Origin of the sequence: Asanoa sp. NPDC050611, assembly GCF_040654855.1 — a bacterium.
In the GTDB taxonomy this organism is placed as follows: domain Bacteria; phylum Actinomycetota; class Actinomycetes; order Mycobacteriales; family Micromonosporaceae; genus Asanoa.
Map to the genome: position 1 here is coordinate 1 of NZ_JBFAIU010000029.1, position 25,282 is coordinate 25,282.

At 71.4% G+C, this 25,282-nt stretch carries 23 protein-coding genes and 1 pseudogene; 9 read left to right on the forward strand and 15 right to left on the reverse strand.

Annotated elements, in window-relative coordinates; translation table 11 throughout:
* From AB0H87_RS07275 to AB0H87_RS07305, 7 genes and pseudogenes are all read right to left on the reverse strand, one after another.
* Window positions 1–287: pseudogene (locus tag AB0H87_RS07275) on the reverse strand (hypothetical protein); the annotation flags it as partial.
* Between the two features lie 160 nt (window positions 288–447).
* Entirely contained in the window at window positions 448–768 is a 321-nt protein-coding gene (locus tag AB0H87_RS07280) for a nuclear transport factor 2 family protein (protein ID WP_360141088.1), read from the reverse strand.
* A gap of 12 nt (window positions 769–780) precedes the next feature.
* A complete protein-coding gene (locus tag AB0H87_RS07285) occupies window positions 781–1,653 on the reverse strand; it encodes a hypothetical protein (protein WP_360141091.1) in 873 nt (290 codons plus the stop codon).
* Window positions 1,650–1,826, reverse strand: a complete 177-nt coding sequence (locus AB0H87_RS07290; RefSeq protein WP_360141094.1) for a hypothetical protein — start codon at window positions 1,824–1,826, stop codon at window positions 1,650–1,652. The genes AB0H87_RS07285 and AB0H87_RS07290 overlap by 4 nt, the downstream gene beginning before the upstream one ends.
* Before the next feature lie 62 nt (window positions 1,827–1,888).
* Window positions 1,889–2,470, reverse strand: a complete 582-nt coding sequence (locus AB0H87_RS07295) for a sigma-70 family RNA polymerase sigma factor (RefSeq protein ID WP_360141097.1) — start codon at window positions 2,468–2,470, stop codon at window positions 1,889–1,891.
* Window positions 2,463–3,407 carry a maleylpyruvate isomerase family mycothiol-dependent enzyme gene (locus AB0H87_RS07300; protein WP_360141100.1) on the reverse strand — a complete coding sequence of 315 codons (945 nt, stop codon included), beginning with the start codon at window positions 3,405–3,407 and terminating at the stop codon, window positions 2,463–2,465. Before AB0H87_RS07300 ends, AB0H87_RS07295 begins: the two co-directional genes overlap by 8 nt.
* A gap of 157 nt (window positions 3,408–3,564) precedes the next feature.
* Window positions 3,565–3,870 carry a hypothetical protein gene (locus AB0H87_RS07305; protein ID WP_360141103.1) on the reverse strand — a complete coding sequence of 102 codons (306 nt, stop codon included), beginning with the start codon at window positions 3,868–3,870 and terminating at the stop codon, window positions 3,565–3,567.
* 156 nt (window positions 3,871–4,026) lie between these two features.
* Between AB0H87_RS07305 and AB0H87_RS07310 the strand changes: the two genes are divergently transcribed.
* Window positions 4,027–4,824: an SAM-dependent methyltransferase gene (locus AB0H87_RS07310; RefSeq protein ID WP_360141106.1), complete on the forward strand. Its 798-nt coding sequence runs from the start codon at window positions 4,027–4,029 to the stop codon at window positions 4,822–4,824.
* Here AB0H87_RS07310 and AB0H87_RS07315 read toward each other — a convergent pair whose 3' ends face one another.
* A complete protein-coding gene (locus tag AB0H87_RS07315; RefSeq protein ID WP_360141109.1) occupies window positions 4,825–5,484 on the reverse strand; it encodes a response regulator transcription factor in 660 nt (219 codons plus the stop codon).
* On the reverse strand, window positions 5,484–6,572 hold the full coding sequence (locus AB0H87_RS07320) for a sensor histidine kinase (RefSeq protein WP_360141112.1): 1,089 nt from the start codon (window positions 6,570–6,572) through the stop codon (window positions 5,484–5,486). The genes AB0H87_RS07315 and AB0H87_RS07320 overlap by 1 nt, the downstream gene beginning before the upstream one ends.
* Before the next feature lie 132 nt (window positions 6,573–6,704).
* Between AB0H87_RS07320 and AB0H87_RS07325 the strand changes: the two genes are divergently transcribed.
* Window positions 6,705–7,373 (forward strand): DUF2306 domain-containing protein, encoded by a 669-nt coding sequence (locus AB0H87_RS07325; protein WP_360141115.1) that lies wholly within the window; start codon window positions 6,705–6,707, stop codon window positions 7,371–7,373.
* On the opposite strand, the gene AB0H87_RS07330 is transcribed toward AB0H87_RS07325, so the two are convergent.
* Window positions 7,300–8,340 (reverse strand): helix-turn-helix domain-containing protein, encoded by a 1,041-nt coding sequence (locus AB0H87_RS07330; protein ID WP_360141118.1) that lies wholly within the window; start codon window positions 8,338–8,340, stop codon window positions 7,300–7,302. The two genes, AB0H87_RS07325 and AB0H87_RS07330, sit on opposite strands and share 74 nt — an antisense overlap.
* A gap of 95 nt (window positions 8,341–8,435) precedes the next feature.
* Here AB0H87_RS07330 and AB0H87_RS07335 point away from each other — a divergent pair, with 95 nt between their 5' ends.
* Both AB0H87_RS07335 and AB0H87_RS07340 read left to right on the forward strand, forming a co-directional pair.
* On the forward strand, window positions 8,436–9,332 hold the full coding sequence (locus AB0H87_RS07335; protein ID WP_360141121.1) for an alpha/beta hydrolase: 897 nt from the start codon (window positions 8,436–8,438) through the stop codon (window positions 9,330–9,332).
* Between the two features lie 238 nt (window positions 9,333–9,570).
* The gene (locus AB0H87_RS07340) at window positions 9,571–10,221 is read left to right on the forward strand and encodes an alpha/beta fold hydrolase (RefSeq protein ID WP_360141123.1); all 651 of its coding nucleotides are present in this window, start codon (window positions 9,571–9,573) and stop codon (window positions 10,219–10,221) included.
* Here AB0H87_RS07340 and AB0H87_RS07345 read toward each other — a convergent pair.
* The 5 genes from AB0H87_RS07345 to AB0H87_RS07365 all read right to left on the reverse strand — a co-directional run bounded on the left by AB0H87_RS07345 (window position 10,178) and on the right by AB0H87_RS07365 (window position 16,116).
* On the reverse strand, window positions 10,178–11,353 hold the full coding sequence (locus AB0H87_RS07345; RefSeq protein ID WP_360141125.1) for an ROK family transcriptional regulator: 1,176 nt from the start codon (window positions 11,351–11,353) through the stop codon (window positions 10,178–10,180). The two genes, AB0H87_RS07340 and AB0H87_RS07345, sit on opposite strands and share 44 nt — an antisense overlap.
* Window positions 11,354–11,388: 35 nt before the next feature.
* Window positions 11,389–12,885 (reverse strand): glycoside hydrolase family 36 protein, encoded by a 1,497-nt coding sequence (locus tag AB0H87_RS07350; RefSeq protein ID WP_360141128.1) that lies wholly within the window; start codon window positions 12,883–12,885, stop codon window positions 11,389–11,391.
* Window positions 12,886–12,958: 73 nt separating this feature from the next.
* Complete coding sequence (locus tag AB0H87_RS07355) at window positions 12,959–14,311, reverse strand: sugar ABC transporter substrate-binding protein (protein ID WP_360141131.1); 1,353 nt, start codon at window positions 14,309–14,311, stop codon at window positions 12,959–12,961.
* Between the two features lie 27 nt (window positions 14,312–14,338).
* Window positions 14,339–15,223 (reverse strand): carbohydrate ABC transporter permease, encoded by an 885-nt coding sequence (locus AB0H87_RS07360; RefSeq protein ID WP_360141134.1) that lies wholly within the window; start codon window positions 15,221–15,223, stop codon window positions 14,339–14,341.
* Between the two features lie 11 nt (window positions 15,224–15,234).
* Window positions 15,235–16,116 carry a sugar ABC transporter permease gene (locus tag AB0H87_RS07365; protein ID WP_360141137.1) on the reverse strand — a complete coding sequence of 294 codons (882 nt, stop codon included), beginning with the start codon at window positions 16,114–16,116 and terminating at the stop codon, window positions 15,235–15,237.
* A 133-nt stretch (window positions 16,117–16,249) separates the two neighbouring features.
* Here AB0H87_RS07365 and AB0H87_RS07370 point away from each other — a divergent pair, with 133 nt between their 5' ends.
* The 5 genes from AB0H87_RS07370 to AB0H87_RS07390 are packed head-to-tail and all read left to right on the forward strand — an operon-like array spanning window position 16,250 to window position 25,225.
* Entirely contained in the window at window positions 16,250–17,611 is a 1,362-nt protein-coding gene (locus AB0H87_RS07370) for a DUF4832 domain-containing protein (RefSeq protein WP_360141141.1), read from the forward strand.
* A gap of 49 nt (window positions 17,612–17,660) precedes the next feature.
* Window positions 17,661–20,330 (forward strand): fibronectin type III domain-containing protein, encoded by a 2,670-nt coding sequence (locus AB0H87_RS07375; RefSeq protein WP_360141144.1) that lies wholly within the window; start codon window positions 17,661–17,663, stop codon window positions 20,328–20,330.
* 12 nt (window positions 20,331–20,342) lie between these two features.
* Window positions 20,343–22,850 carry a DUF4832 domain-containing protein gene (locus AB0H87_RS07380; protein ID WP_360141147.1) on the forward strand — a complete coding sequence of 836 codons (2,508 nt, stop codon included), beginning with the start codon at window positions 20,343–20,345 and terminating at the stop codon, window positions 22,848–22,850.
* A gap of 39 nt (window positions 22,851–22,889) precedes the next feature.
* A complete protein-coding gene (gene melA, locus AB0H87_RS07385; protein ID WP_360141150.1) occupies window positions 22,890–24,176 on the forward strand; it encodes an alpha-galactosidase in 1,287 nt (428 codons plus the stop codon).
* Window positions 24,173–25,225: an amidohydrolase family protein gene (locus AB0H87_RS07390; protein ID WP_360141153.1), complete on the forward strand. Its 1,053-nt coding sequence runs from the start codon at window positions 24,173–24,175 to the stop codon at window positions 25,223–25,225. Before melA ends, AB0H87_RS07390 begins: the two co-directional genes overlap by 4 nt.
* Window positions 25,226–25,282 lie beyond the last annotated feature (57 nt).

The window sequence follows — 25,282 nt, forward strand, 5'->3', positions numbered from 1 at the left end:
CGGCAACAGCGACGAGGAGTCAGCCAGCCGCTGAGTTGCCGCGCCCGGAGCCGGACCAACGGGTCGTCGGCGAAGACCTGTGGCGGGGCCCGGGCGCACAGGGCGCCGGCGCAGACCAGCAACGTGCCCGGCAGGTGACGGCCGGTGATGAAGCGGATGCCTACCGTGAGCGCACACCACCCCAACACGGACAACAGGGCGGGGAGCAACCCGGCGGTGTGCAGCACGATGTAGAGGAGTCCGGTCGGCACGAGCACCGTCTCCGCGAACAGTCGACCGGCGCGCACCAGCGCCGGCCGGATCGCACCGACCTCTATGACATGACAGGCTTCGTCTTTACAGAGAGTCATGGTTCCCGGGGGGATCGGGGGCTTGGAGCCTCACCGTAACCCACGTTCCCGGCCGAGCGCGACCGCTGGAAGCTGCGGAAATGCTGATAGCCCGCGCTCAGCCGACTTCGAGCCGGACGATCTGCCCATCGCGCAGCGTGACTCGCATGTCCCCGGTGCCGTTGAACCGCCGACTCGTCGCCCGGATCGTCACGACGTAGTCGTCCCCGCCGGTGGCCGACCACGACAGCAGCTCGAACCGCATCCCGACCCCGATGTTGTCGGTCGAGTCCCAGCCGCGTACCCCGTCGTGCCCGTGGAACTCCCGGCTCCCGTCCCGGACGTACGCGTCGTCGGTGAAGGCGGAGACGAACGCCTCGGTGTCGGCGGCGTTGGTCGCGTCGATCAGCGCGGCGATCGCCGCGGGCGGCTGCGTCATGGGTACAGCCTGTCAGCGCGCGGGGTCGAGCCGCCCGTACGACACGAGGGTGCGCAGGCTTTCCAGGGTCACGACGCCCCGCCACTCGAGGCGCGCGGCCCGGCCGGGCGGCTCCCAGGTGATCGGCCACCCGCCGTCGTCCTGCTGGTCGCGCTCCAGCCGGTCGAGGTGCCCCTGGATGACGTCCTCGCCGAACAGCGCCCGCCAGGGGCTGTCGGCCGTGGGCGCGATGGCCAGCGGCGAGACGCCGTACTCGGGGTCCGCCGGGTCCAGCCGGAACCAGGAGGCCCGGTCGAGCGCCGCCCGCACGTCGGCCGCCGCGGCCGCCGCCCGGTCGCGCTCCGGCGTGTGCTCCAGGAACACCAGGATCTCGCGCAGCGCGTGGGCGTCGGTCGGCAGTTCGGCGGTGTCGATCTGCTTCCAGCAGTACGCCGCCGCGGCGGGCAGCCAGGGGTGGTCGACGCCGAGTTTGTAGAGCAGGCCGGCGAGCCCGGCCGTGGGGTTGAGGCCCGGCTCGTAGGTCCACTCGCTGAAGTGCTCGGCCCGCGGATAGCCCTCGATCACGGGGAAGGCGAGCGGCACCGCGCCGTCGGTCGTGACACCCACGAGGTAGTCGCACGCGCGTCGGATCAGGTCGGGGTCGGCGGCACCGGCCGTGGCCATCGCCGCCAGCGCTCCTTCGACGTCGAGCGGCAGGCTGGCCGGGCAGCGCTTGTCGGGCTCGAGCGCGTACCCGAAACCGCCGTCGTCGTTGGCGTAGCCGCGCAGCGCGTCGAGCACGCCCTGTCCCGACGCGCCCTCGAAGCAGGTCGCGAAGAGCCGCCGCTCCAGCAGCCGACCCTCGCGCAGCAGGAACTGTCGTCCGTTCGCGAAGCGTTCGTTCATGACCGCGACGGTACGGGTGGCTGCCCGGGCTCGTCTTGAACGAATCGGACCGTCGGCAGCGCGCCGGACCCACGCAACGCGGCCCGGATCAGCAGCGCCAGTCCGGTCGCGTAGGCGAGCGTCAGCCCGACGGACGTGGGGACGATCGTCGTCGTCAGGTCGTCGATGCCCAAGGGTTCCGCGCCGAGCGGGCGCGAGTCGACTCAAGAGATCATTGGCCGCGCAGCATAAGCGATCATTCGTATTCGAGGCGGTCCCCGAAGCCCTCGGCCCGTAGCTGGGCGCCGATCCGGTGCAGGGCGTTGCGCAGCCGCCACTTGGCCGTGCCTTCCGGGATGCCCAGCGCCTGCGCCACCTGGCGGTAGGTCAGCCCCCGGTAGTACGCGAGCAGGATCGCCTGCCGGTGGGTGCTGGGCAGGTCGGCGACCGCCTTGCGGACCCGCTTGTGCGCCGTCGACGCGAGCACGTCGTCCTCGAGTAGCGTGGGTGGGGGATCCACCATGGCCAGTCGGGCGCTCTCCCGGGCGTCGCGGCGGCGGATGCAGTCGATGGCGCGCCGCCGGGCGATCAGCAGCAGCCAGCTCCGCAACGGCGAGCGCTCCGGGTCGTAGCGTTCGGGCCGCCGCCACAGGTCGACGAACACGTCCTGGGTGATGTCCTCGGCGGCGCCGCGGTCGCGGGTGACGTGCAGCGCCATGCCGTAGACCAGCGGGCCGTAGGTGTCGTAGGCCTCCGCCAGGATCGGCTCGGAGCCGGCGATCAGGCCGTCGCGCATCCGCACGTCATTCTGGTCGGGGAGACCGAGCACGTCAGTCACAACCCATCGTCGCGGCAACGGTGAGGAAGTCGACCGCGACGCCGCGGTCGCCGTCGATCTCGGCGCCGGCGCTCGTCAGGCGGCCGGCCAGCAGCCGGCAGAACCGCTCCGCCGGGAGGGTGATCCCGGCGGCCACCGCGGCCGGCGCGCTCGCCGGTGCCAGGGCGATCTGCCGGGTGCCGGCGCCCGGGCCGGTCAGCACGAGATGGACCGCCTTGCCCGGGTGGGCCCGGCCGGCGGCCGCCATCGCCCCCGGCAGCAGCCCGGCCGCGAAGTCCACGATGTCGGCGAGCTGCCGTGCGCTCGGCACGCGCGGCGGCAGCCCGAGGACGACGCGGACGTCCTCCGCGTGGATCCAGGTCTCGAAGCCGCGCTGGACCATCGCCTCGCGCACCGGCCGCCGGACCCCGGCGTGCCCGGCCAGCTGGACCGGCTCGTCGAGGACGGGGGAGTCGAGGGCCTCGATGATCGCGTCGGCCTGCCGGCGCCACCCGCGCCGCGGATCCGCACCGGACCCCGTCGCGGGGTCCACGCCCGACACGGCGGCGACCCGCTCGTCGTTGCCCCGCAGATGGACGACGAGGTCGCGGACCGAACGGTGGGGGCCCGAGGGGAGCAGCCACTGCGGCTCGGTCAGCACTGCCAGCAGGCCGTCCAGCTCGGCGACCTGGGCGCCGTAGACCTCACCGAGCCGGCTCGCCTCGGTGGTCGGCGGGCGCGCCGCACGGGCGGCGGCCAGCACGCGCGAGCGCAGTCCCGCGGCGGGGCGGTGCTCGCCGGCCGTGCCGATCCACTCGGCCACCCGGGCCAGTTCGGCGACCTCGGCCGCGCAGGTCGGGCACGTGCGCGCGTGCTCGGCGACGGACTGCGCCTCGTCGGGTGGGCACGCGCCGAGCGCGTAGGCCCCCGCGAGCGCGTCCGTGTGACCGTCGGTCATGTCGCTCCTCGGTTCACGTATCGATGGCGGTGAGCGTACCGAGAACCGCGCCAAAAGCTGCCGGATCAGGGACAAAAGGCGGAGTTCTGCCACGCGTACGCGCGACCGCCCGATCTGGACGGCCGAATGTGACCGGGGTCACGAACCGGGGTCGCGGTCAGCGCGGGGGTCGGCGGTCCGCCGCGGTGTAGCAGACCGCGGCCGTCACGGCGGACACCGCCAGCACCGCCGGCCAGGAGCCGATGCGCTTGGCCAGCGGGTGCGACAGCCCGAAGGCACCGAGATAGGTGGCGGCCAGCGCGCCGGTGACGGCGGGGCTCGTGCGCCTGGCCCACTCGCGGCCCGCCAGCACGCCGCCGGCCGCGAGGACGGCGCCACCGAGCGGGCGGTTGCCGGTCTGGCGGGCGATCTGCCAGCCGCCGATCAGGGAGCCCGCGGTGATCGCCGCGGTGGGCACGCGCATGCGCCGACCGTACACGGTCAAGGGTCGGCGAAGGGGCGAGCGCGATTCGTGTCCGTCCACAGTGTCCCGGAGCCCTGGGCGTCGCGCGCAGCGTCCAGAGCGGACTATGCTGCGCGGGATCACCGCGATCCGCGCAGCGTAGTGGGGAGTACGCCGATGACCGTCCAGGACGAGGACCACGTTCCCGAGCTGAACACCAGCGTGCCGCACAGCGCGCGGGTCTGGAACTACTGGCTGGGCGGCAAGGACAACTTCGCCGCCGACCGGGAGGCGGGGGAGCGGGTCCGCCAGGTCTTCCCCGCGATCGTCGACAACGCCCGGGCGCAGCGCGCGTTCCTCGGTCGGGCCGTCCGCTACCTCGCCGCGGACCGCGGCGTCCGGCAGTTCCTCGACCTCGGCACCGGCCTGCCGACGGCCGACAACACCCACGAGATCGCCCAGTCCGTGGCGCCCGAGTCGAAGGTGGTCTACGTCGACAACGACCCGCTCGTGCTGGTGCACGCGCGGGCGCTGCTCGCCAGCAGCCCGGAAGGCGTCACTGCCTACGTCGACGCCGACGTGCGCGACACCGACAAGGTCCTGGCCGAGGCGCGTCAGGTGCTCGACTTCGACGCGCCCGTGGCGGTCCTGATGCTCGGCATCCTGGGCAACGTCCCGGACTACGACGAGGCGCTGTCCGTCGTGTCCCGGATCGTCGAGGCGCTGCCCTCGGGCAGCTACCTGGTGGTCAACGACGGCACGGACAGCAGCGACGAGATCTCCAAGGGCGTCAGCGCCTCGACCTCCGCGGGCGGGCACGCGTACGCCCTGCGCACGCCGGCCCAGCTCGCCCGCTACTTCGAGGGGCTGGAGCTGGAGGAGCCGGGCCTGGTGCCCACCACCCGCTGGCGCCGCGAGCCCGACCCGGGCGAAGCGGCCCTCGACGGCCACAGCGGGGTCGCCCGCAAGCCGTAGTCACCGCCGTCGGACGCGGCCCGTGTCGTACGCCCAGATCGCGATCTCGACCCGGTTCCGGACGCCGAGCTTGCCCATCAGGCTCGTGATGTGGGTCTTGACCGTGCTCAGGCTGATGTAGAGCTCGCCGGCGATCTCGGTGTTCGTGCGGCCGCGCGCGACCGCGACCAGCACCTCCTCCTCCCGGTCCGTCAGCGGGTCGACCGGCTGCCGCACCGGCGCCGACGGTCCGGCGTTCGCGAACGCCGTGAGCAGCCGGGTGGTGACGCTCGGCGCGATCAGGGCGTCACCGGCGGCCGCCGCGTGCACCGCCTGGGTCAGCAGTGCCGTGCCGGCGTCCTTGAGCAGGAAGCCGCGGGCGCCCGCGCGCAGCGCCGCGTAGACGTACTCGTCCAGGTCGAACGTCGTGATGACGACGACGGCCAGCGGGTCCGCGACGTCCGGCCCGGCCAGGCGGCGGGTGGCCTCGATGCCGTCCAGCACCGGCATGCGGATGTCGAGCAGGCACACGTCCGGGCGCAGGCGGCGGGCCAGCTCGACCGCCCGGTCGCCGTCGGCGGCCTCGCCCACGACCTCGATGTCCGGCTGGGCGTCGAGGATCATGGTCAACCCCGTGCGGACGATCTCCTGGTCGTCCGCGACCACCACGCGCACGGTCATCAGGGCGTCCGCGGCAGCGCCACGGCCACCGTCCAGCCCCGGTCGGGGTTCGGCCCGGCCACACACGTGCCGCCGAGCAGGCCCGCCCGCTCGGTCATGCCGACGATGCCGAAGCCAACCTCGCCGCCCGGTTGCGGCGTGCCGTCGTCGCTCACCCGCAACCGCACGGCCTCCCGGTCGGCCGAGACCCGCACCTCGATGCGGCTCGCGTGGCGGGCGTGCCGGCGCGCGTTGGTCACCGACTCCTGCGCCAGCCGGTAGATCGCCGTGCCGACGGTCGACGGGATGTCGGCCAGGTCGCCGTGCAGCTCGACGTCGACCACCGGGCCGGGGTGCGCACCGCCGGCCAGCCGGGCGATGTCGGGAATGCCGGGGCTCGGTGCGAGTGACGGCGTCTCCCGCAGCGCGCGCACCATCGTGCGCATCTCCGCCAGCGCCTTCGTCGCCTCGCTCTCGATCACCTGGAGTGCCTCGGTCGCCGCCTCCGGTCGGGTGCCGGCCATCGCGATGCCCGCCTGCGCGCGGATCGCCATCGCCGACACGTGGTGCGCGACGGTGTCGTGCAGGTCGCGGGCGATCCGTTCCCGCTCGCGGAGCTTGGCCTCGTCGAGCCCGCGCGCCCAGAGCAGCGCCCGGTAACGCAGCGCGGCGGCGAGCGTGAACTCGGCGAACATCACGACGACCCCGAGGACGGCGTCGGTGTAGCTCAGCTGGCCGGCGGCCAGGGTGATGCCGATCTTCGTCAGCACGATCGCGACGCCGACCAGGGCGGCCCGGCCCGAACCCCAGCGGAAGAGCGCGTAGGGAAGGATCAGCACGAACGCGCCGGCCATCAGGTAGAACTCGTGGCCCGTGAGGACCGGGACGACGGTGTTCGTCGTGAACGCGATCGCGACCATCAGCAGCGGCCTCGACCGGCGCCACAGCACCGTCGGCGCGAGCGCCAGGGCGGCGACCACGACGACGACGGACCGGTCGCCGGCCAGCAGCGCTTCGAGGACGACGGCCGTCACGATCGCGCCGAGGAGCACCCAGTCGCGCCACAGCCGCGGCGGGGGATGCGTGGACTCCGCCCATAGGTCGCGCACGATCCGATCGTACGCACGGCGCGCCGCCGGCGGATTGGCCCAAAGTACGGGCCGCGCACCGCACCTTCGACCGGTAGGACGCCGGCCCGCTCTCCGATGGAACCGGCCGTCCGCGCCGCGACCATCGAGAGCGTGAAGTCCTCGAACTGGCTCATCCCGACCGGCCTGGTGCTGCTCGCCGCCGTCCCGGTGGTCGCTGGCAGCTTCCGCCTCGCCGAGCTGGCCGGCGGTCCGGCCACGGTCCCGGACAGCGACCGGGTGACCTCCGCTCCCGTGGCGCTGGCGCTGCACATCGTCAGCGTCACCGTCTTCAGCGTCCTCGGCGCTTTCCAGTTCGCGCCCCGGTTCCGCCGCCGCAACCGGGGCTGGCACCGGGCCGCCGGCCGGATCCTCGTCCCTTGTGGACTGATCGCGGCCCTCAGCGGCCTGTGGCTGACGCTGTTCCTGCCACCCGGGCCCCACGACTCCACGGCGCTGGTCGTCATCCGCGCGGTCGTGGTGGCCTTCATGGCCGGGGCCCTGGTGCGTGGGTTCGTCGCCGTCCGGCGCCGGGAGTTCGCCCGGCACCGCGCCTGGATGATCCGGGGCTACGCGATCGGGCTGGGCGCCGGCACGCAGGCCTTCACCAACGCGGCCTGGCTCGCGGCGGTCGGGCCGATCACCACCACGGGCCGCACCGCCACGCTGACCGCCGGCTGGGTGATCAACGTGCTGGTGGCCGAATGGCTCATCCGGCGGCGTCGAGCAGCCGCCAGCCCGCTAGGGCGAGCCGTGCCCGGGTCAGTCCCGTCGGCTCGGTGAGGTCGAGGCCGAGCGCCTTGCCGATCTGCTCGATGCGCCGGGCGACGCTGCTGTGGTGCAGGTGGAGCAGGTCGGCGGCGCGGCGCAGGGAGCCGGCGGCGCAGAAGACGTCCAGGGTCTCCAGGTCGTCCGCGCTGCCGGCGAGCCGGCCGACCGCCGCCACGTCGGTGTTGGACCGCAGGGCGTCGGCCGGCACGTGGGCGAGCAGCGCCAGCGCGCCCAGGTCGTCGTGGTGCAGCACGGGCTGGCGGTCCGTGGTGAACCGCAGCGCCGTGCGGGCCTCGTGCCACGACCGGTCCGGGCGGGTGGCGGTGCCGATGCCGGCGCGTACGCCCGACGGGAACCTGGTCCGGTCGATCCGGGTCGCGAGCAGCACGCCGACGTCGGCCAGGACGGCGGCCTTGACGAGCTGGGCCGGGCAGACGAGCCCGCCGATCCGGTCGAGCGGGGTCGCCGAACGCACGGCGACGACCCCCACCCGGGCCTCGGCCGCGAAACCCAGCAGCCGCAACGCCCGCGCCCGGGCCGCGTCGTCGCTGTCGGCGCTGATCACCAGCTCGACGAGCGCGGGGTCGGCCATGGTGGTGCGGGCGGGCCCGTACCGCTCGACGACCGCCGCCGCGGCGATCGCCAGCCGGTCGAGCAGCACCTCGTCGAGGGTGCGCGGCCCGCCTGGGCGCTCCAGCCAGACCGCGCCGATCTCCTCGTCGTCGAGGACGATCGGCACGGTGGTGGACGCGGTGCCCGGCGGCGCGTCCGCATCGCGCCCGTAGGGCGACATGCGGATCACCCGGCCGGTGTCGTCGAGCCGGACACCGGTCACGCACTCGGCCAGGCCGGCCGAGGCGCGGGCGAGGGCCGGGAGGTCGACCCGGCGGCGCATCAGCGTGTCGTAGAACATGATGACCCGGATCGCGCCCTCGACCTGCGTATCCAGATGTGAGAGCCGCTCGGCCAGGACCTCCATGGCCCGAGGGTACGCGCCGATCGGCGCGCGGCCGGCGTCCGATGCGCGACGCCTGGCGGATGACCACGCGGGCCGGCGCCGGCACGATCGTTGGCATGGATCCCGAGCTTGAAGCCTTCATCCCGTTGTTTCCCAAGGCGGACCTGCGCGACCCGGTCACCTCGCGCACGTACCTCGCCGGGCTCGCCGCCGCGGTGCCCACACCGGACATCGCGGACCTGACCGTGGAGGACCACACGGTGCCCGCCGATCCGGACGTGCCGGTCCGGGTCTACCGGCCGCGCGACGCCCAGGGTGCGGTCGTCTGGCTGCACGGCGGCGGGTTCGTGATGGGCAACCTCGACACCGAACACCCGTGGGCGGCCCGGCTCGCGGACGCCGCCGGCGCCACGGTGATCTCGGTGGGCTACCGGCTCGCTCCCGAGCACCCGTTCCCGGCCGCGCACGACGACGCGTACGCCGTGCTGACCTGGATCGCGGCGCACGCCGCCGATTTCGGCGTCGACCCCGCCCGGATCGCGGTCGGCGGGCACAGCGCCGGCGGCTCGTTGGCGGCGGGGATGGCGTTGCGGTCGCGCGACGAGCAGGGGCCGCCGATCTGCTTCCAGCTGCTCAACCAGCCGGGGCTCGACGACCGGATGACGACCTGGTCGGCCCGGCACCTCACCGACACGCCGTGGATGAACAGCGGCAAGGTGGCGGCGTCGTGGCGGCACTACCTGGGCGGCGCGCCGGCCACGCCGTATGCCGCCCCGAACCGGGCCACGGACCTGTCGGGCCTGCCGCCGGCCTACATCGCCTCGGCCGAGTTCTGCCCGAACCGCGACGAGAACATCGAGTACGCGCTGCGCCTGCTGCAGGCGGGCGTGTCGGTCGAGCTGCACCAGTGGGCGGGCACGTTCCACGGCTCGCAGGCGATCCTGTCGGCCGACGTCTCGCAGCGCCAGATCGCGGAGCTCGGCGGCGCCCTCCGCCGCGGCCTGGCACCCTGACCACCCGGGCACTGCCGTCCGCACGCCGCGCGTGCGGTCTCGCCGGCCCGCGCCCTGCCGGCCGCCACGTCGGTGCTGGTGCATGGCGCCTTTGCTCTGCATCCATATACGAATCAGCCCGTTGCGGGTGATGCGTATATGGATGCAGAGCAAATGGGCCGCGCGAACACGACAGTGTCGCCCCGGTTGATACCCGCCGTGGGTGATTCGGATCCGGCAGAACGGGTAGGCGGCGAGAATGGAGATCCGGACCGCCGGTGTCACGCTGGACGCGGATTTCGCGCTGCCCGACGATCCGCTCGGCGTGGTGGTGTTCGCGCACGGCAGCGGCAGCTCACGGCACAGCCCGCGGAACCGGGCGGTCGCCGCCGGGCTCGGGGAGCGCCGTCTCGGCACCGTCCTGGTCGACCTGCTCACCGCCGATGAGGAGCGGGTCGACGCCCGCACCGGCGAGCTGCGGTTCGACGTCGATCTGCTGAGCGCCCGATTGGTCGGGATCGTCGACTGGCTGGGCGCGCGGGCGGTCGGCCTGTTCGGCGCCAGCACCGGGGCGGCCGCGGCCCTGCTCGCCGCGGCCGAGCGACCCGGCCCGGTGCGCGCGGTGGTGTCCCGCGGTGGGCGGCCCGACCTGGCCGGCCCGGCGCTCGGCCGGGTGCGCGCACCGACCTTGCTGATCGTCGGGGAGCTGGACACCCGGGTGCTGGACCTCAACGAACAGGCCCGCGCGCGCATGACCGCGACCACCGACCTGCGCGTCATCCCCGGCGCGACCCATCTCTTCGAGGAGCCGGGCACCCTCGACCAGGTCACCACCGAAGCCGGGCGGTGGTTCGTCGACCACCTGGCTACTGGCGGCGGGGCGCCACCGGAGCCGAGAGGCCCGCGCTGAACAGGCGGTCGTCGATCTCGTTCAGGGACAGCTTGAGCGCGCCCAGGGCGACCGATTCGGCGCCCAATGTGGACGCTCGGACCTCCGGCATCCGCAGGCACAGGCGGGACAGCTCCGTGCGGAGCGGGTCGAGGACCAGGTCCGCCGACCGGGAGAAGCCGCCGCCGAAGATGACGACCTGGGGGTCCAGTGTCAGGACCAGGGCCGCCGCGCCGACGGCCAGGTCCTTGACGTAGCGGTTGACCGCCGCTCGGGCCGCGCGGTTGCCCTCGCGGGCCGCGTTGAAGACCCAGGCCGCGGCGTCGTCCGGGCCGACCGTGTCCGGGACGCCCGGGCAGTTCTCGAGGTGGGCGGGGGCGTTGAGCCAGCGCACCTGTTTCAGGGCGCCGATCTCGCCCGCCGCGCCGCCGAAGCCGCGCCGGAGGACGCCGTCGATGATCAGACCGGCGCCGTTGCGCATGCCCGCGAGCAGGTAGACGATGTCGTCCGCGTCGCTCGCCGCGCCCTTCCAACGCTCGGCGAGGGCCGCGAGCTTGCAGTCGTTCTCCACGATGACCGGGCAGGTGAACCGCGTGCTCAGGTGGGCGGTCAGGTTGACGCTCCGCCAACCCGGCAATGGCGTGAAGAAGCTCGTCTGCCCGGCGGCGTCGACGGCACCCGTGACGCCGACCGTGACCGCCCAGATGTCCGACGGGGTCTTGCCGGCCTTGGCGACGCAGGCGTTCACGACCTTGTCGAGCTCCGCCAGGCGGGCGTCCGGACCGGCGTCGGCGGAGACCGACCGGCGCACCGTCTGCACGATGTTGCCGTCGAGGTCGGCCAGCAGCGCGAGGATCTTGTGCACGCCGATGTCGACGCCGAGCACGTGGCCCGCGCCCGCGCGGAACTGGTAGCGGCGGGCCGGCCGGCCGACCGCGCTGCTCGCACCGGGCTCCAGGACGCTGGCCCAACCGTCGGAGACGAGACCCTGCGCGATCACGTCGACCGCCGGCCGGGACAGCCCGGTGCGCTGCGACAGCTCGGTGACGGTGGACGGCGGGTGGTCACGCAGCGCGCGCACGATGCTCAACGAGTTGAGCTCGCGCAGCCGCGAGAGATCCGCTCCGGTCGTCGCCAGTTCTGTCACGTTCATCCCTTTTCTTTACGCTGCTTTCTTTACAAACTAGCTCAGGAGATGGGGTACGCCGCCGCCGCGGGCGTGATCGCGGCGGTGAAGTCCGCCATCCGACCGTCGATCGTGTACTCGTAGCGCCCCGCCCGCCGGATCTCGGGCCGGGCCGACAGGTAGCCGGTCATCTCCTCGAGCTCGGTCGGCGTCAGCCAGCTCGGCGGGTCCGAGATGGCCCGGAAGCGGCAGACGTCGGCCAGGTCGCGCAGCCACGCGAGCTGCTGGTCGGTGAGCAGGTTGAGCCGGCTGCGGAAGTAGACGACGTCGGGGTCGACCTCGGCCAGCGGCTGGTGCCACAGGCGGTGCACGGCGTTGACCACGGCGTTGCGGGCCATCGCGTCGGACGGGTCGTCGCTCGCGTAGTTCTGCCACATCGGCGCCACGTCGGGCCCGCTGCGCAACCCGTCGAGGATCCCCAGCGACGGCAGCAGGATCGCGCCGCTGCCGAGCAGGTAGACGTCGTCGCCGGCGATCCGGCGGATCAGCGCGATCGCGTCGCGATAGGACTGTTCGCGCTCCGCGTCGGCCAGCCGTGCCCCGGGCACCGCGCCGGCGTTGATGAAGTCGAGCTTGAGATACTTGAAGCCCCACTCGTGTACGACCCGCTGCGTCAGCTCACCGAGATAGTCCAATGTGTCCGGCCGCGACAGGTCGAGCGCGTAGTAGCCGCTGCCCCAGTTGGAGCCGGCGATCACCCGCTCGCCGCGGCCGTCGCGCAGCAGCAGCTCCGGCCGCCGCTGGGCGATCTCCGCGCCTGGCAGGGCGATGAACGGTGCCAGCCAGAGCCCGGGCGTCATGCCGGCGTCGGTGATCCGGTCGGCCAGCGCCCGCATGCCGGACGGGAACTTGTGGTTGGGTCGCCAGTCGCCGACCAGCTCCTCCCACCCGTCGTCGACCTGCACGACGTCGAACGGCAGGCCGCGCAGGTCGTCCAGGTCCTTGGCGAGCTGCTGCTCGGTGATCGTCTCGTAGTAGGCGTACCAGGAGCACCACACGTTGCCCGCGCGCCGGGAGCTGCTGCCCAGCCGGGCGGCCAGGTGCCGGGTGTAGGCGGCGAACACCTCGTCCTCCGGCCCGCACGCGGCGAACCAGGGTGCGGCGCCGTGCTCGTACCAGCCCGCGATGGCGTCCCGGTCGGCCGACAGCCGCGGCACGCCCAGCCCGAGCGCGCCGAGCAGCAGCACGTTGCCGTCGCCCGCGTCGAGGGCGGCCACCGCCGACGAGTGGTGCCGGGCCGGGTCGTCCCAGACGTCGTCGTCGGCCGTGACCCGGCGCCGCGGGTTGGCGATGCGCAGCGGCGGCTCGCTCAACCGCCGCCAGCCGCAGGGGCTCCAGGAGTTCTGCCCGTGCCGGTAGAACAGGGCATCGCCCAGTCCGTGCAGCAGCGCGACGCGGCCCGGTGGCAGGACCAGCCCCCCGTCGGCTGCTTGCGGGCTGCCGGGGCCGTCGTGTTCGAGGGCGAAGGTGCGTCCGGCCAGCTCGATGAGCAGTGCCATTGTTCTCCTTGGCGGGTAGGGCGGTGCGGCGGGACCCCATGAGCTGTTCCCGCCGCACCGGGTGGATCAGGGATTACTTGAACAGCGCGTTGACCTGCTCGTTGGCCTTCTTCAGCGCGCTGGCCGAGTCGGTCTGGCCGAGCACCGCCGACTGGATCGCGTCCTGCACGATCTTGCTGACCTCGCTGCCGTGGTCGGTGATGGGCAGGAAGAACGTGCCGCCGGGCGCGGTCGCCTCGTCGATGAACGCCTGCACGTCCCGGCCCTTGCCCTCGTGCGCGGCCAGGGCCTTCTCGCTGGCCGTCTTGATGGCCGGGAAGACCACGGCGTTGTTGGCGACGATGTCCTGGCAGTCGCTCGAGGCGAGGAACTTGACCCACTTCCAGGCCTCGTCCTTGTGCTCGGTGCCCGACCAGATCGCGTCCGAGAGGCCGTTGATGGCCGACTTGCGGCCCTGCGGCCCGGCCGGCAGCGGCGCGAACGCGAACTTCACCTTCGCCGAGTCGCCGAGGTAGCTGTTGATCATCCAGGAGCCGGTGATGGTCATGGCGCCCTTGCCGGCGTTCAGCAGCGCGTCGTTGGCCAATGTGGACCGCTGGTCGAGGGCGGGGCTGTAACCCTTGGCGATCAGCCCCTTGTACCAGTCGATGACCTGGGCCAGTCGGGGGTCGTCGTACTTGTACTGCGTGCCCCACGGGTTCTTGTCGAGGTAGGTGAACCCGAGCATGGCGGCGAAGTTGCCCCAGCCGTTCTGACCCTGGGAGCCGTCCTTCCACTCGGGCAGGAACCCGTACGTCTTCACCTTCGTCTTGTCGAAGGCGGGGTCCAGCCCGTTCTTGCCCTTATTGTCCACAGTGGCCTTGGCGATCGCCTGCTCGAAGGAGCCGCCGTCCGTCGGGTTCCAGGTCAGGTCCTTGAGCGCCGCCGCGTCGAGGCCGGCCGCCTTGAGCAGGTCGGTGTTGTAGACCACCGCCATGGTGTCCCAGTCCTTCGGCAGGCCGTAGCGCTTGCCGTCCTTCTCGAACAGCCCGGCCAGGCCGCCCTGGTACTGCGACAGGTCGACGTTGTCGGCCTTGACGTAGGGCTCCAGGTCGAGGATCTGCCCCGAGGTCACGAACTGCGGGTAGTAGGAGCCCTGGTTGGTCCACACGTCGGGCGCCTCGCCGGCGGCGACCTGGGTGGTGAGGTTCTGCCAGTACTGGTCCCACGCCGACTGCGTGATCTTGATGGTGATGTTCGGGTTGTCGTCGTGGAACGCGTCGGCGCAGGCCTGGTAGGAGGCCTTCTGGTTGTCGTCCCAGAGCCAGTAGTCCAGGGTGACGGCGTCACCGCCGGCGCCGTCGTCGCCCGACTTCGAGCACGCGGCCAGCCCGGCCACGAGGGCCAGCGACAGCAGTGCTGCCCCGGCACGTGATCTGCGGATCATCTCATCCTCTTCTCTGCGGGGTACGGGTCACTTGCTTCCGGTGAAGTTCAGGGACTGGACGAGGCGCCGGCCCATGAAGACCAGCAGGACCAGGACGGGCAGGACCGACAGCGTCGAGGCGGCCATCAGCCCGGTCCAGTCGGGTTGGGTATTGGGCGACTGCTGCAGGAACACGCCGAGGGCGACCGTGACGAGCCGGTTCTCCTCACTCCGGCCGACCAGCAGCGGCCACAGGTAGTCCTTCCAGGCCCAGACGATCGTGGTGAGCCCGATGGTGATCAGCGGGCCGCGGCTCATCGGCAGCGCGATGCGCCAGAAGATGCCCCACGGGCCGTTGCCGTCGAGGATCGCCGCCTCCTCCACGTCCCGGGGCAGCGAGAGGAAGAACTGGCGGAGGAAGAACACCGCGAACGGTGTCATCAGGATGGTGGGCGCGACCATGCCCGCCATCGTGTTGATCAGGTCGAGCTCCTTGACGAAGACGAAGTTCGGCAGGAGCGTGAAGATCGGCGGCACCATCAGCGCGCTGATCAGGATGCCGAAGACGAGGTCGCGGCCGGGGAAACGCAGGCGGGCGAAGGCATATCCGGCCATCGCGCAGAACAGCGTCTGGAAACCGGCGATGAGCGCGCAGTAGACGATCGAGTTGAGCAGGTAGCGGGCGAAGTCGACGTGCGCGCCGGAACCGCCCGCCGCGCGCGCCTCGGCCTCGGTGGTCAGGCCGAGCACCCGGGTGAAGTTGACGATCGTCGGGTGGTCGGGGAGCAGGCCGGTGTGGTCGGTGTACATGTCGGCGGCCGGCGTCAACGCGGTGCGCACCATCCACCAGAACGGGAAGACGCTGACCACGACGATGGCCGCCAGCACCGCCCAACCCACGATCCGGCTGGGAGTGACCCTCTTCCTACGCATGCGCCGGCCCCCTAAGCCAGATCCGACCGGGACGCGCGCAGCAGGCGCATCTGTATGACGGTGAGGACGCCGAGGATCAACGCCAGGCAGATCGCCGCCGCGGCGGCGTATCCCAGGTGGAAGAACCTGAAGGCTTCCTCGTAGATGAAGAAGTAGATGGCCCGCGTCGCACCGACCGGGTCGCCCTTCGTGGTCACGGCGATCGTGTCGAAGATCTGGAACGAGCCGATCAGCGAGACCACCAGCACCAGCGCCAGGACCGGGCGCAGCAGCGGCAGGGTGATGCGGCGGAACATCCGCCACTCGTTGGCACCGTCGATCGCGGCGCTCTCGTAGAGGTGCTGCGGTATCTGCAGCATCCCGGCGTAGAGCAGCAGCGCCGTGTAGCCGGTGTAGGCCCAGGTGTTGATGGCCGCGATCGACGGCATCGCCCAGGTCGCGTCGCTGAGAAACCCGACCGGGCCCAGCCCCAGCGTGCCGAGCAGGTGGTTGAGGAAGCCGAGGTTCGTGTCCAGCAGCCACATCCACAGCAGGCCGATGGTGACGTTGGGGACGAGCCACGGCAGCAGCAGCGTCGCCCGCAGGACGACCGACCGCGTCAGCCGGTGCATGAGCGCGGCGATGCCGAGGGCCAGGAGGGTCTGCGACCCGATGTTCAGGACCACGTACCAGCCGGTGACGAGCAGCGAGTGCCAGAACTCGCCGTCACGCATCAGCTCGGTGTAGTTCTCCGCGCCGACGTACGACGGCGTGTTGAGCATCGTGTAGTCCGTGACCGAGTACCAGAGGCCGCGCACGGCCGGATAGCCGTAGAAGACCGCGAAGCCCACCAGCACCGGCAGCAGGAACCACCACGCCGCGCGACGGTCGTCGCGCCGTTTCGTCGCTCTCATCGATCGCCTCTGATCTTTCTCCCGGGTTGGCTCTTGCCAGCCGGCCCGTTCCCGAATAATGATGTAGACCTTCGAAATTTTGTCAACACCTCTTCGTATTACGTCGGAAACCCGGGGAGGATGACCCGCCCTCATGAGACGCGCACTCCGCCTGACCGTCGCCCTGCTGGCGACGTTGACCATCGCGGCGGGCACGCCCGCCGTGGCCGCACCCACGCACGGTCCCCAGTGGACTCCACTGGCCTACGCACCCGCTCCCGCCGACAACCCGCTCAAGGGCTTCCTGCCGTACGCCGGCAGTTACCAGACGTTCCCGTACAGCATGGAATGGTTCTACCTTCCGCTGAGCGACGTGATGACGGGGCCGAGGCAGTTCCGCTGGGACGCCCTGGAACGCCAGCTCGACGACATCGCCGGCCGGGGACACCAGGCCGTGTTCCGGTTCTACCTGGACTATCCCGGCAAACCCACCGGCGTCCCCCGGTACCTGCTCGACCAGGGCCTGGTGACCCACCCGTACACCGAGAACGGCAACAACGGCGTCAGCGTCTCGCCGGACTACGACGACCCGCGGCTGGTGTCGGCGCTCGAGAACTTCATCACCGCCTTCGGCCGGCGGTACGACGGTGACCCGCGGATCGGGTTCGTCACGCTCGGCCTGATCGGCTTCTGGGGCGAGTGGCACACCTGGCCGCACGACGGGTGGACCCTGCCCGAGAACTGGATGCCCAGCACCGACGTGCTCGCGCGGATCCTCGACCGCTACGAGACGGCGTTCGACCGGACCCGGCTGCTGGCCCGCTATCCGAGCCCCGAGAACAAGGAGCTCGGCATCGGCTACCACGACGACTCGTTCGCGTTCGAGACGTTGCCGCCGACGTCCTGGCACTTCGTGCAGCGCCTGATCGACCAGGGCGTGACGGAGAAGTGGCGCCAGGAGCCCATCGGCGGCGAGCTGCGCCCCGAGATCCAGTCGTGCCTGTGGGACGAGCCGGTCAGCTGCGGCCAGTACGAGGACTTCGCCGCGTCGGTCGCACAGACGCACGCCTCCTGGCTGATCAACCACGCGGCGTTCGCGCCCACGGGCTACTCCGGCGCCAACTACGAGCGCGCGTTGGCCGCGTCCCGCTCGCTCGGCTACGAGCTGACCGTCACCGAGGCGGCGCTGGCCCGTGACCGCGTGTCGATCCGCGTGGCCAACCGCGGCGTCGCGCCGTTCTACTACGACTGGCGGGCCGAGCTGGCGGCGGTCGACGGCCGGGGCCGCGTCGTCCGGCGCTGGCACACGCCCTGGACCATGGCCGGCATCCAGCCCGGGTCGGACCCGGTCACGCTGTCGAGCCGGCTCGACACCCGTGGCCTGCGCGCCGGTCGCTACGACATCGCCATGCGCGTGCCGAACCCCCTGCGCAACGGCATCCCGTTGCGGTTCGCCAACACCAGCCAGGACGACCGTTCCGGCTGGCTCGACCTGGGAGCGGTCACCATCCGCTGACCACGCCCGCGCACCTGTTCCTAACTCCGTCCCGAAGGGAACACGGTCCATGTCACCTGTCCGCAAGCTGCTCGCCGCTGTCGCGGCGGCACTCCTGTTCGTGCTGGTCCCGACCAGTGCGGGCGCCGCGCCGGCGGGCCCACCGTCCCGCCCGCCGGCCGGGCCCGGCCCCGACACCAGCCTCTCCACGCACACCTACGCCTACGCCGACGCACCGGTCGGCCAGCCGCTGAAGGGCTTCGCGCCCTACCTGTTCCCGGGCGACAACCTCGGCGCGAAGTACCCGGGCGGCCTCGTCTGGAGCTACTTCGCGCTCAACGAGGTGATGAAGGATCCGAACAGGTGCGATGTCTTCGACTGGAGCGTGTTCGAGAAGGCGCTCGACGAGGCGGCGGTCTGGGGTCGCCAGGTCGCGTTCCGGTTCTACGTCGAGTACCCGGGCGGCAGCGGCACCCACCCGGGCAACGGCATCCCGCCGTGCCTCAACGGCAGGATGGCCCTGCGCACCAACGGTTTCTGGGGCACGGTCAGCCCCGACTACGACGACCCGGACGTGATCGCCGCGCTGACCAGCTTCATCAACGCGTTCGCGGCGCGCTACGACCGGGCCGGGCCCGGCGGCACGGCGGACCCGCGGATCGGGTTCATGACGATGGGCCTGGTCGGGCTCTGGGGTGAGTGGCACACCTGGCCTTACGACCGCGACACGGCCGACGGCTACCCCAACCTGATGCCGACCGACGCCACCATCCGCACGCTGATGGGCGCGTTCGACAGTGCGTTCGCCAACATCCAGCTCGAGGTCCGCTATCCGCTGGCTGGCACCGAGAACGCGAACATCGGGTTCCACGACGACTCGTGGCCGTACAAGGAGTGGCGTGGCAACCAACTCAAAGGTATGACCCTTCCGGCGTCGATGAACGGCTGGGACGACGCGTTCCTGCAGCTGCAGCTCAACACCGGCACCGAGAACCGGTGGGTCACCCAGTCGATCGGCGGCGAGGCCCGGCCCGAGATCCAGGGCAGCCTCTACGCCAACTGGCCCGGCGGTTCCGGGCAGGTCGACGACGTGCTCGCCGCGACCGAGCTCACCCACATCAGCTGGATGATCAACCAGATCGGCGCGGGCGGTTACAGCGCGACCGACCCGAAGGTCGCGGCCGGCGTGCGCAAGATGGGCTACAACCTGCACATCCCGCAGGCCAACTTCAACGCCACGGCCGGGGGTACGTTCAAGGTCGGCGTCACCATGCAGAACAACGGTGTGGCACCGTTCTACTACCCGTGGACGACCGTGATCGGCCTGCGCGACTCCGCCGGCGCGATCGTGAAGACGTGGGACACGAGCTGGGACCTGCGCCAGGTGCAGCCGCTGCGGATCCGGGCGTTCCCGGACTGGGGCGTGGGCGGCGACCCGACCTATCTCGACTTCGGGCGGCCGGTCAACTTCTCCGCGACGCTGAACACCGCCGGTGTCCCGGCGGGCTCCTACAGCCTGGTGCTGAAGGTGCGCAACCCGCTCGAGGTGGTGACGCCCGAGGTCCTGCGGGCCCGGCCGGCGGCTAGCCGGCTGACCGACTGGATCATCGACCAGTGGCGACCGGCGCTGCCGCTGTCGTTCGCCAACGCCAACCAGGGCGGCGACGGCTGGGTCAACCTCGGCAGCCTGTCCACCAGCGGCACGTGCTCCGGTGACTGCACCGCGCCGTCGGCGCCGACCGGTCTGACCGTGTCCGGGGCGACCAACACGAGCGTGTCCCTGTCCTGGGCCGCGGCCACCGACAACGTGGGCGTGACGGGTTACCAGGTGTTCCGGGACGGCACGCTCGTGGGTTCGCCGTCGGGGACGTCGTTCACGGACAGCGGGCGCTCGCCGGGGCAGACCTACCAGTACCAGGTGCGGGCGGTCGACGCCGCGGGCAACGTGTCGGGGCCGTCGGCGACGGTGTCGGCGACCACGACCGGGTGTGCGGGTGACTGCACGGTGCCGTCCGCGCCGACCTTGTCGTCGACCGGAAAGACTGACACGTCGGTGTCCCTGTCGTGGACGGGTGCGACCGACAACGTCGGTGTGACGGGCTACGAGGTCTACCGCGGTGCGACGCTCGTGGGCAGTCCGACCGGAACGTCGTTCACCGACAGCGGTCTGACCGCTTCCACGGCCTACAGTTATACGGTCCGCGCCCGTGACGCGGCGGGGAACCGGTCCGCGCCGAGCAACGCGGTGACCGTGACGACGGACGCGACGCCGCCGGCCCCGGTCGGACTGGTGCTGGACAACTTCGACGGCACGCCCGCCTATCCGTCCGCCGCGCAGAACGATCTGGGTAAGTGGACCGGCGGAAACTGCTTCCTGGACGGCGGCGGTTCCGGGGTGGTCACCGGTGGGGCGTTGAGCCTGCGCTACAACAACTGTGGCTGGTTCGGCTCGGACGTCGGTGTCGACCTGTCGGGTCGCACCTATCTGGTGGTCAGGGTCAAGGGTGCGGTCGGGGGAGAGCAGAGCCACTTCAACCTCGGCCTGGGTGGTGCCACGAAGGTCTTCGGCGACTTTACTTTGGACGGTGGTGCCCACCCGGTGATCACCACGAGCTTCCAGGACATCCGGATCCCGATGGCCGCCAACGGCATCAACCGCAACTCGCCGTCCCAGCTCGCCATGGGCTTCTGGTACGGCGGCAGCTCGACCGTCACCATCGACCACATCTCCTTCCAGTAGGGGACGGGCATCATGCGCACTCTGCGGTTGCTCACCGTGTCGGCGCTGGTCGCCGGTCTGGGCGTGGTGGCGGTCGCCGCTCCCGCCCAGGCCGCCACGGTCACCTACCAGGCCGACCTGGCCACGGCGTTCCCCAACCCGGAACGCGGTTACCACAACCGATACGAGATCATCAACGACCCGGCGGTCAACGACTACGTCAACGCCGCTACGATTCCCGGCTTCAACCCCGACCTGCTCGACCGGACGTTCGCCCGCGCGCGGGCCAACGGCAACACGCTCGTGCACAGCTACGTACACCTCGACAAGTACCGGACCCAGGCCCTCCCGCAGGCGCTGCTGGACAACCTGGCGTCCGGGCTCGCCGCGGTGCGGGCCGCGGGCATGAAGATCGTGCTGCGGCCCGCGTACACCTGGGACGGTTACGTCAGTGTCGACGAGGCACAGATTCTGGCCCACATCGGTCAGCTCAACGCCGTCATCACCGCCAACGCCGACGTGGTGCTCCACCTGGAGACCGGCTACCTCGGCGCGTGGGGCGAGTGGCACACCGGCGGCCTCACCAACCCGTCGTCGGTCGAGGAGGCGCCCGCGCGCTACCGCATCATGAAGCGGATCGCCGACACGACGCCGGCCTCGATGCCGCTCGCGATGCGCTATCCCATCTACATCAAGGAGGTGGTCGACCCCACGTCGTGCGTCGTGCCCGGTGGCTGCACCCTCACGCAGGCGCAGAAGGACCGGATCGGCTTCCACAACGACTGCTTCCTGGCCGACTACAACGACATGGGCACCTACGACAACCCGTCCTGGATGGGTTGGTACTACATCGAGCAGAAAAAACAGTGGATGTACGACCTCGCCACGTTGGCCGGGCACAACAAGATGGTCGGCGGCGAGACGTGCGGCGCCGACGGCTACAACGACGCCGCGTGCGTCAACGCGCAGTCCGAAATGCAGAAGCTCAACTTCACCGAGATCAACGAGGACTACGCGGCCGTCAACACCGACAAGTGGAAGGCGGCGCAGCTGGCCGCCGGCGGGAACGACCCCGCGGAGACCTGCTTCACGCGCATCAAGCGCAAGCTGGGCTACCGGCTGAGACTGGTGGACGCGACGTTCCCGACGACGGTGGCGCCCGGCGGCGGCCTGACCTTCACCGCCCACCTCAACAACGACGGGTGGTCGGGGATCGTCAAGAGCCGGCCCGTCCATCTCGTGCTCGACAACGGCACCAACCGCTACAACCTGCCGTTGACCGGGATCGACCCACGGTCGTGGCTGGCCGGCCCGAGCACCGTCACCGCCAACGTGACCGTGCCCGGCGGGGCCGTCGCGGGGAGCTACCGGCTGGCCCTGTGGTTGCCCGACCCCACCGCCGCGCTCCAGTCGCGCCCGGAGTACTCGGTGCGGCTGGCCAACACCGGCACCTGGGACGCGGCCAAGGGCTACAACGTGCTGGCGAGCGCGGTCAGCGTCGGCTCGTGCTCCGGCGACTGCGCGGCACCGTCGGTGCCCAATGGCCTGACGGTGTCCGGCGTGACGAACACCAGCGTCTCCCTGTCCTGGTCCGCGGCCACCGACAACGTCGGTGTGACCGGTTACCAGGTGTTCCGGAACGGCACGCTGGTCGGTTCGCCGTCCGGCACGTCGTTCACGGACACCGGGCGCTCGCCGGGGCAGACCTATCAGTATCAGGTGCGGGCCGTGGACGCGGCGGGCAACGTATCGGGACCGTCCGCTACGGTCTCGGCGACCACGACCGGCTGCTCCGGTGACTGCACGGCGCCGGGTGCTCCGGTGTTGTCGTCGTCGGGGAAGACGGACACCTCGGTCTCACTGTCATGGTCCGGTTCGACCGACAACGTCGGTGTGACGGGCTACGAGGTGTTCCGTGGGTCGACGCTGGTCGGCAGTCCGACCGGGACGTCGTACACCGACAACGGTCTGGCCGCTTCCACTGCCTACAGTTATTCGGTTCGTGCGCGCGACGCCGCGGGCAACAGATCGGTCGCGAGCAACACGGTCACCGTGACCACGGACGCGACACCGCCGGCGCCGACGGGGTTGGTGCTCGACAACTTCGACGGCACACCGGCCTATCCAGCGACCGCGCAGAACGACCTCGGTAAGTGGACCGGTGCCAACTGCTTCCTCGACGGCGGCGGATCCGGGATGGTCACCGGTGGGGCGTTGAGCCTGCGCTACAACAACTGTGGCTGGTTCGGTTCGGACGTGGGTGTCGACCTTTCCAGCCGCACCTATCTCGTGCTGCGGGTCAAGGGCGCGGCCGGGGGAGAGCAGAACCACTTCAACCTCGGTCTCGGCGGTGCGACGAAGCTGTTCGCCGACTTCACACTGGACGGTGGGGCGCATCCGGTGATCACCACGTCGTTCCAGGACATCCGGATCCCGATGGCGGCCAACGGCATCAACCGCAACTCGCCGTCCCAGCTCGCGATGGGCTTCTGGTACGGCGGCAACTCCACCGTCACCATCGACCACATCTCGTTCCAGTAAACCGTTTCCGGCGCTGCCCGCGTCGCCTCAGGAGGACACTTGACCACCATCGTTTTCCTCGGCGCGGGCAGCGTCGTGTTCACCCGCGAGCTGCTCACCGACATCCTCGGGTTCCCCGAGCTGGCCGGTGCGCGGATCGTCCTGCACGACATCGATCCCGAGCGGCTCGGGACGGCCGCGGCACTGGCGCGCCGCGTCGCTGACGCCTACGGCGTGGAGCCGGAGGTGGTAGCGACGCAAGACCGGCGGAAGGCGCTGCCGGGCGCTGATTTCGTCATCAACACCGTCCAGGTCGGCATGTACGCGGCCACCCGCGTCGACTTCGACGTGCCGGCCCGGTTCGGCCTACGCCAGACCATCGGCGACACGATCGGCATCGGCGGCATCTTCCGCGGGCTGCGCACGTTCCCGGTGCTCGCCGGCATCGCCGCGGACATGGCCGAGCTGTGCCCGGACGCGTGGCTGCTCAACTACACCAACCCGATGGCCATGAACGTCACCTACCTGGCCCGGGTGGCGCCGCGGCTCAAGGTGCTGGGGCTGTGCCACTCGGTCTACTGGACGGTGCGCGGCCTCTGCGAGATCGTCGGCGTGCCGTTCGCGGACGTCACGTTCGACAGTGCCGGCGTCAACCACCAGGCATGGATAGTGCGTTGGCAACGCGAAGGGACGGACCTTTACCCCTTGCTCGACGAGGCGATCACGGCCGACCCGGAGCTGCGCCGCCGCGTGCGCGTCGACATGTACCGGCGGCTCGGCTACTACCCGACCGAGACGAGCGAGCACTCCGCGGAGTACGTGCCGTGGTACCTGCGCCACGACAAGGAGCTCGCCCGGCTGCGCATCCCGGTCGGCGACTACCTGCGGGTGAGCGAGGAGAACCTCGCCGAGTACGCGGCCGCCCGCGCCGACACCGGCCCGATCGACTTGAGCCGCGAGACGGCCGAGTACGCACCACAGGTGGTCCAGAGCATGGTCACCGGCACGCCGCGCCGGATCGTCGCCAACGTCGTCAACGACGGGCTGATCGGCAACCTGCCGGGCGGCTTCGCGGTCGAGGTGCCGACCGTCGTCGACGCCGCCGGCGCCCACCCCGAGCCGGCCGGCGACCTGCCACCGCAGCTCGCCGCGGTCAACCGTCCCTACGTCAGCGTCGGCGAGTTGACCGTGGCGGCGGCGGTCAGCGCCGACCCGCGGCTGGTGCGTCAGGCCGCCATGGTCGACCCGAACACCGCGGCATCGCTGACCGTCGACGAGATCTGGGACCTGTGCGACGCCCTGACCGCCGCGCACGGCGACCTGCTGCCGGAAGGGCTGCGCGGATGAACCTGGCCGACCTGCGCCTGCGGGACTACACGCCGGTGCCCGCGATCCGCCGCCCGTCGACGCACGTGCCACGCGCGGCGGTGCCGGCCGTCGACGTGCACAACCACCTGGGCCGCTGGCTGGGCGGCGGCGACTGGCTCGTGCCCGACGTCCCGGCGCTGCTGGACCTCATGGACGAGGTCGGTGTCCGCACGATCGTCAACCTCGACGGCCGCTGGGACGCCGAGCTGGACGCCAACGTGGCGCGCTTCGACAGCGCGTACCCGGACAGGTTCGTGACCTTCTGCCACCTCGACTGGTCACTGCTGCACGGCCCGGACCCGACCGGCGCGTTGATCGCGGCCCTGCACCGCGCCCGCGACGCCGGTGCCCGCGGCGTCAAGGTCTGGAAGGACCTGGGCCTGACCGTCCGGGACGCGGAGGGCGCGACGGTGCTGCCCGACGACCCGCGCCTGTCGGACGTCTTCGTGGCGGCCGGGGAGCTAAGCCTGCCCGTCCTCATCCACACCGCGGACCCGATCGCCTTCTTCGCGCCGCTGGACGCCCGCAACGAGCGCTTCGAGGAGCTGGCCGAGAACCCGGACTGGTGGTTCGGCGCGCCGGGCTATCCGACCTTCGACCGCCTGATGTCGGCGCTGGAGACGGGGGTGGCCGGCGCCCCGGGCACGACGTTCATCGGCGCACACGTCGGCTGCGCGGCCGAGGACCTGTCCTGGGTCGACGGCATGCTGACCCGCCACCCCAACTTCCACATCGACCTGGGTGGCCGTCTGGCCGAGCTGGGCCGCCAGCCCCGCGCCACGAGCCGCCTCATCCAGAGCCACCCGGACCGGGTCCTGTTCGGCTCGGACGCGTTCCCACCGTCCCGGGAGGCGTACGAGCTCTGGTGGCGGTTCCTGGAAACCGAGGACGAGTGCTTCCCGTACGCCCCGGACGCCCGCGTGCCGCCACAGGGCCGCTGGGACATCTCGGCGATCGGCCTCCCACCGGAGGTGCTGGCCCCGGTCTACGCCGACAACGCCGGCCGCGTGCTCAACCTGGGGGCGTAAACGTGGTGGACGTGCCGCGCGGCGAGCGGGCGTCGTTCATGCACGGGCGCGAGGAGG

Coding starts and splice junctions, on each gene's coding strand:
- AB0H87_RS07355 (WP_360141131.1), bottom strand. CDS start 14,311: ATGATCCGCAGATCACGTGCCGGGGCAGCACTGCTGTCGCTGGCCCTC.
- AB0H87_RS07350 (WP_360141128.1), bottom strand. CDS start 12,885: ATGGCACTGCTCATCGAGCTGGCCGGACGCACCTTCGCCCTCGAACAC.
- AB0H87_RS07360 (WP_360141134.1), bottom strand. CDS start 15,223: ATGCGTAGGAAGAGGGTCACTCCCAGCCGGATCGTGGGTTGGGCGGTG.
- AB0H87_RS07375 (WP_360141144.1), top strand. CDS start 17,661: ATGTCACCTGTCCGCAAGCTGCTCGCCGCTGTCGCGGCGGCACTCCTG.
- AB0H87_RS07340 (WP_360141123.1), top strand. CDS start 9,571: ATGGAGATCCGGACCGCCGGTGTCACGCTGGACGCGGATTTCGCGCTG.
- AB0H87_RS07365 (WP_360141137.1), bottom strand. CDS start 16,116: ATGAGAGCGACGAAACGGCGCGACGACCGTCGCGCGGCGTGGTGGTTC.
- AB0H87_RS07370 (WP_360141141.1), top strand. CDS start 16,250: ATGAGACGCGCACTCCGCCTGACCGTCGCCCTGCTGGCGACGTTGACC.
- AB0H87_RS07285 (WP_360141091.1), bottom strand. CDS start 1,653: ATGAACGAACGCTTCGCGAACGGACGACAGTTCCTGCTGCGCGAGGGT.
- AB0H87_RS07390 (WP_360141153.1), top strand. CDS start 24,173: ATGAACCTGGCCGACCTGCGCCTGCGGGACTACACGCCGGTGCCCGCG.
- AB0H87_RS07335 (WP_360141121.1), top strand. CDS start 8,436: ATGGATCCCGAGCTTGAAGCCTTCATCCCGTTGTTTCCCAAGGCGGAC.
- AB0H87_RS07315 (WP_360141109.1), bottom strand. CDS start 5,484: ATGACCGTGCGCGTGGTGGTCGCGGACGACCAGGAGATCGTCCGCACG.
- AB0H87_RS07280 (WP_360141088.1), bottom strand. CDS start 768: ATGACGCAGCCGCCCGCGGCGATCGCCGCGCTGATCGACGCGACCAAC.
- AB0H87_RS07310 (WP_360141106.1), top strand. CDS start 4,027: ATGACCGTCCAGGACGAGGACCACGTTCCCGAGCTGAACACCAGCGTG.
- AB0H87_RS07345 (WP_360141125.1), bottom strand. CDS start 11,353: ATGAACGTGACAGAACTGGCGACGACCGGAGCGGATCTCTCGCGGCTG.
- AB0H87_RS07380 (WP_360141147.1), top strand. CDS start 20,343: ATGCGCACTCTGCGGTTGCTCACCGTGTCGGCGCTGGTCGCCGGTCTG.
- AB0H87_RS07300 (WP_360141100.1), bottom strand. CDS start 3,407: ATGACCGACGGTCACACGGACGCGCTCGCGGGGGCCTACGCGCTCGGC.
- AB0H87_RS07330 (WP_360141118.1), bottom strand. CDS start 8,340: ATGGAGGTCCTGGCCGAGCGGCTCTCACATCTGGATACGCAGGTCGAG.
- AB0H87_RS07305 (WP_360141103.1), bottom strand. CDS start 3,870: ATGCGCGTGCCCACCGCGGCGATCACCGCGGGCTCCCTGATCGGCGGC.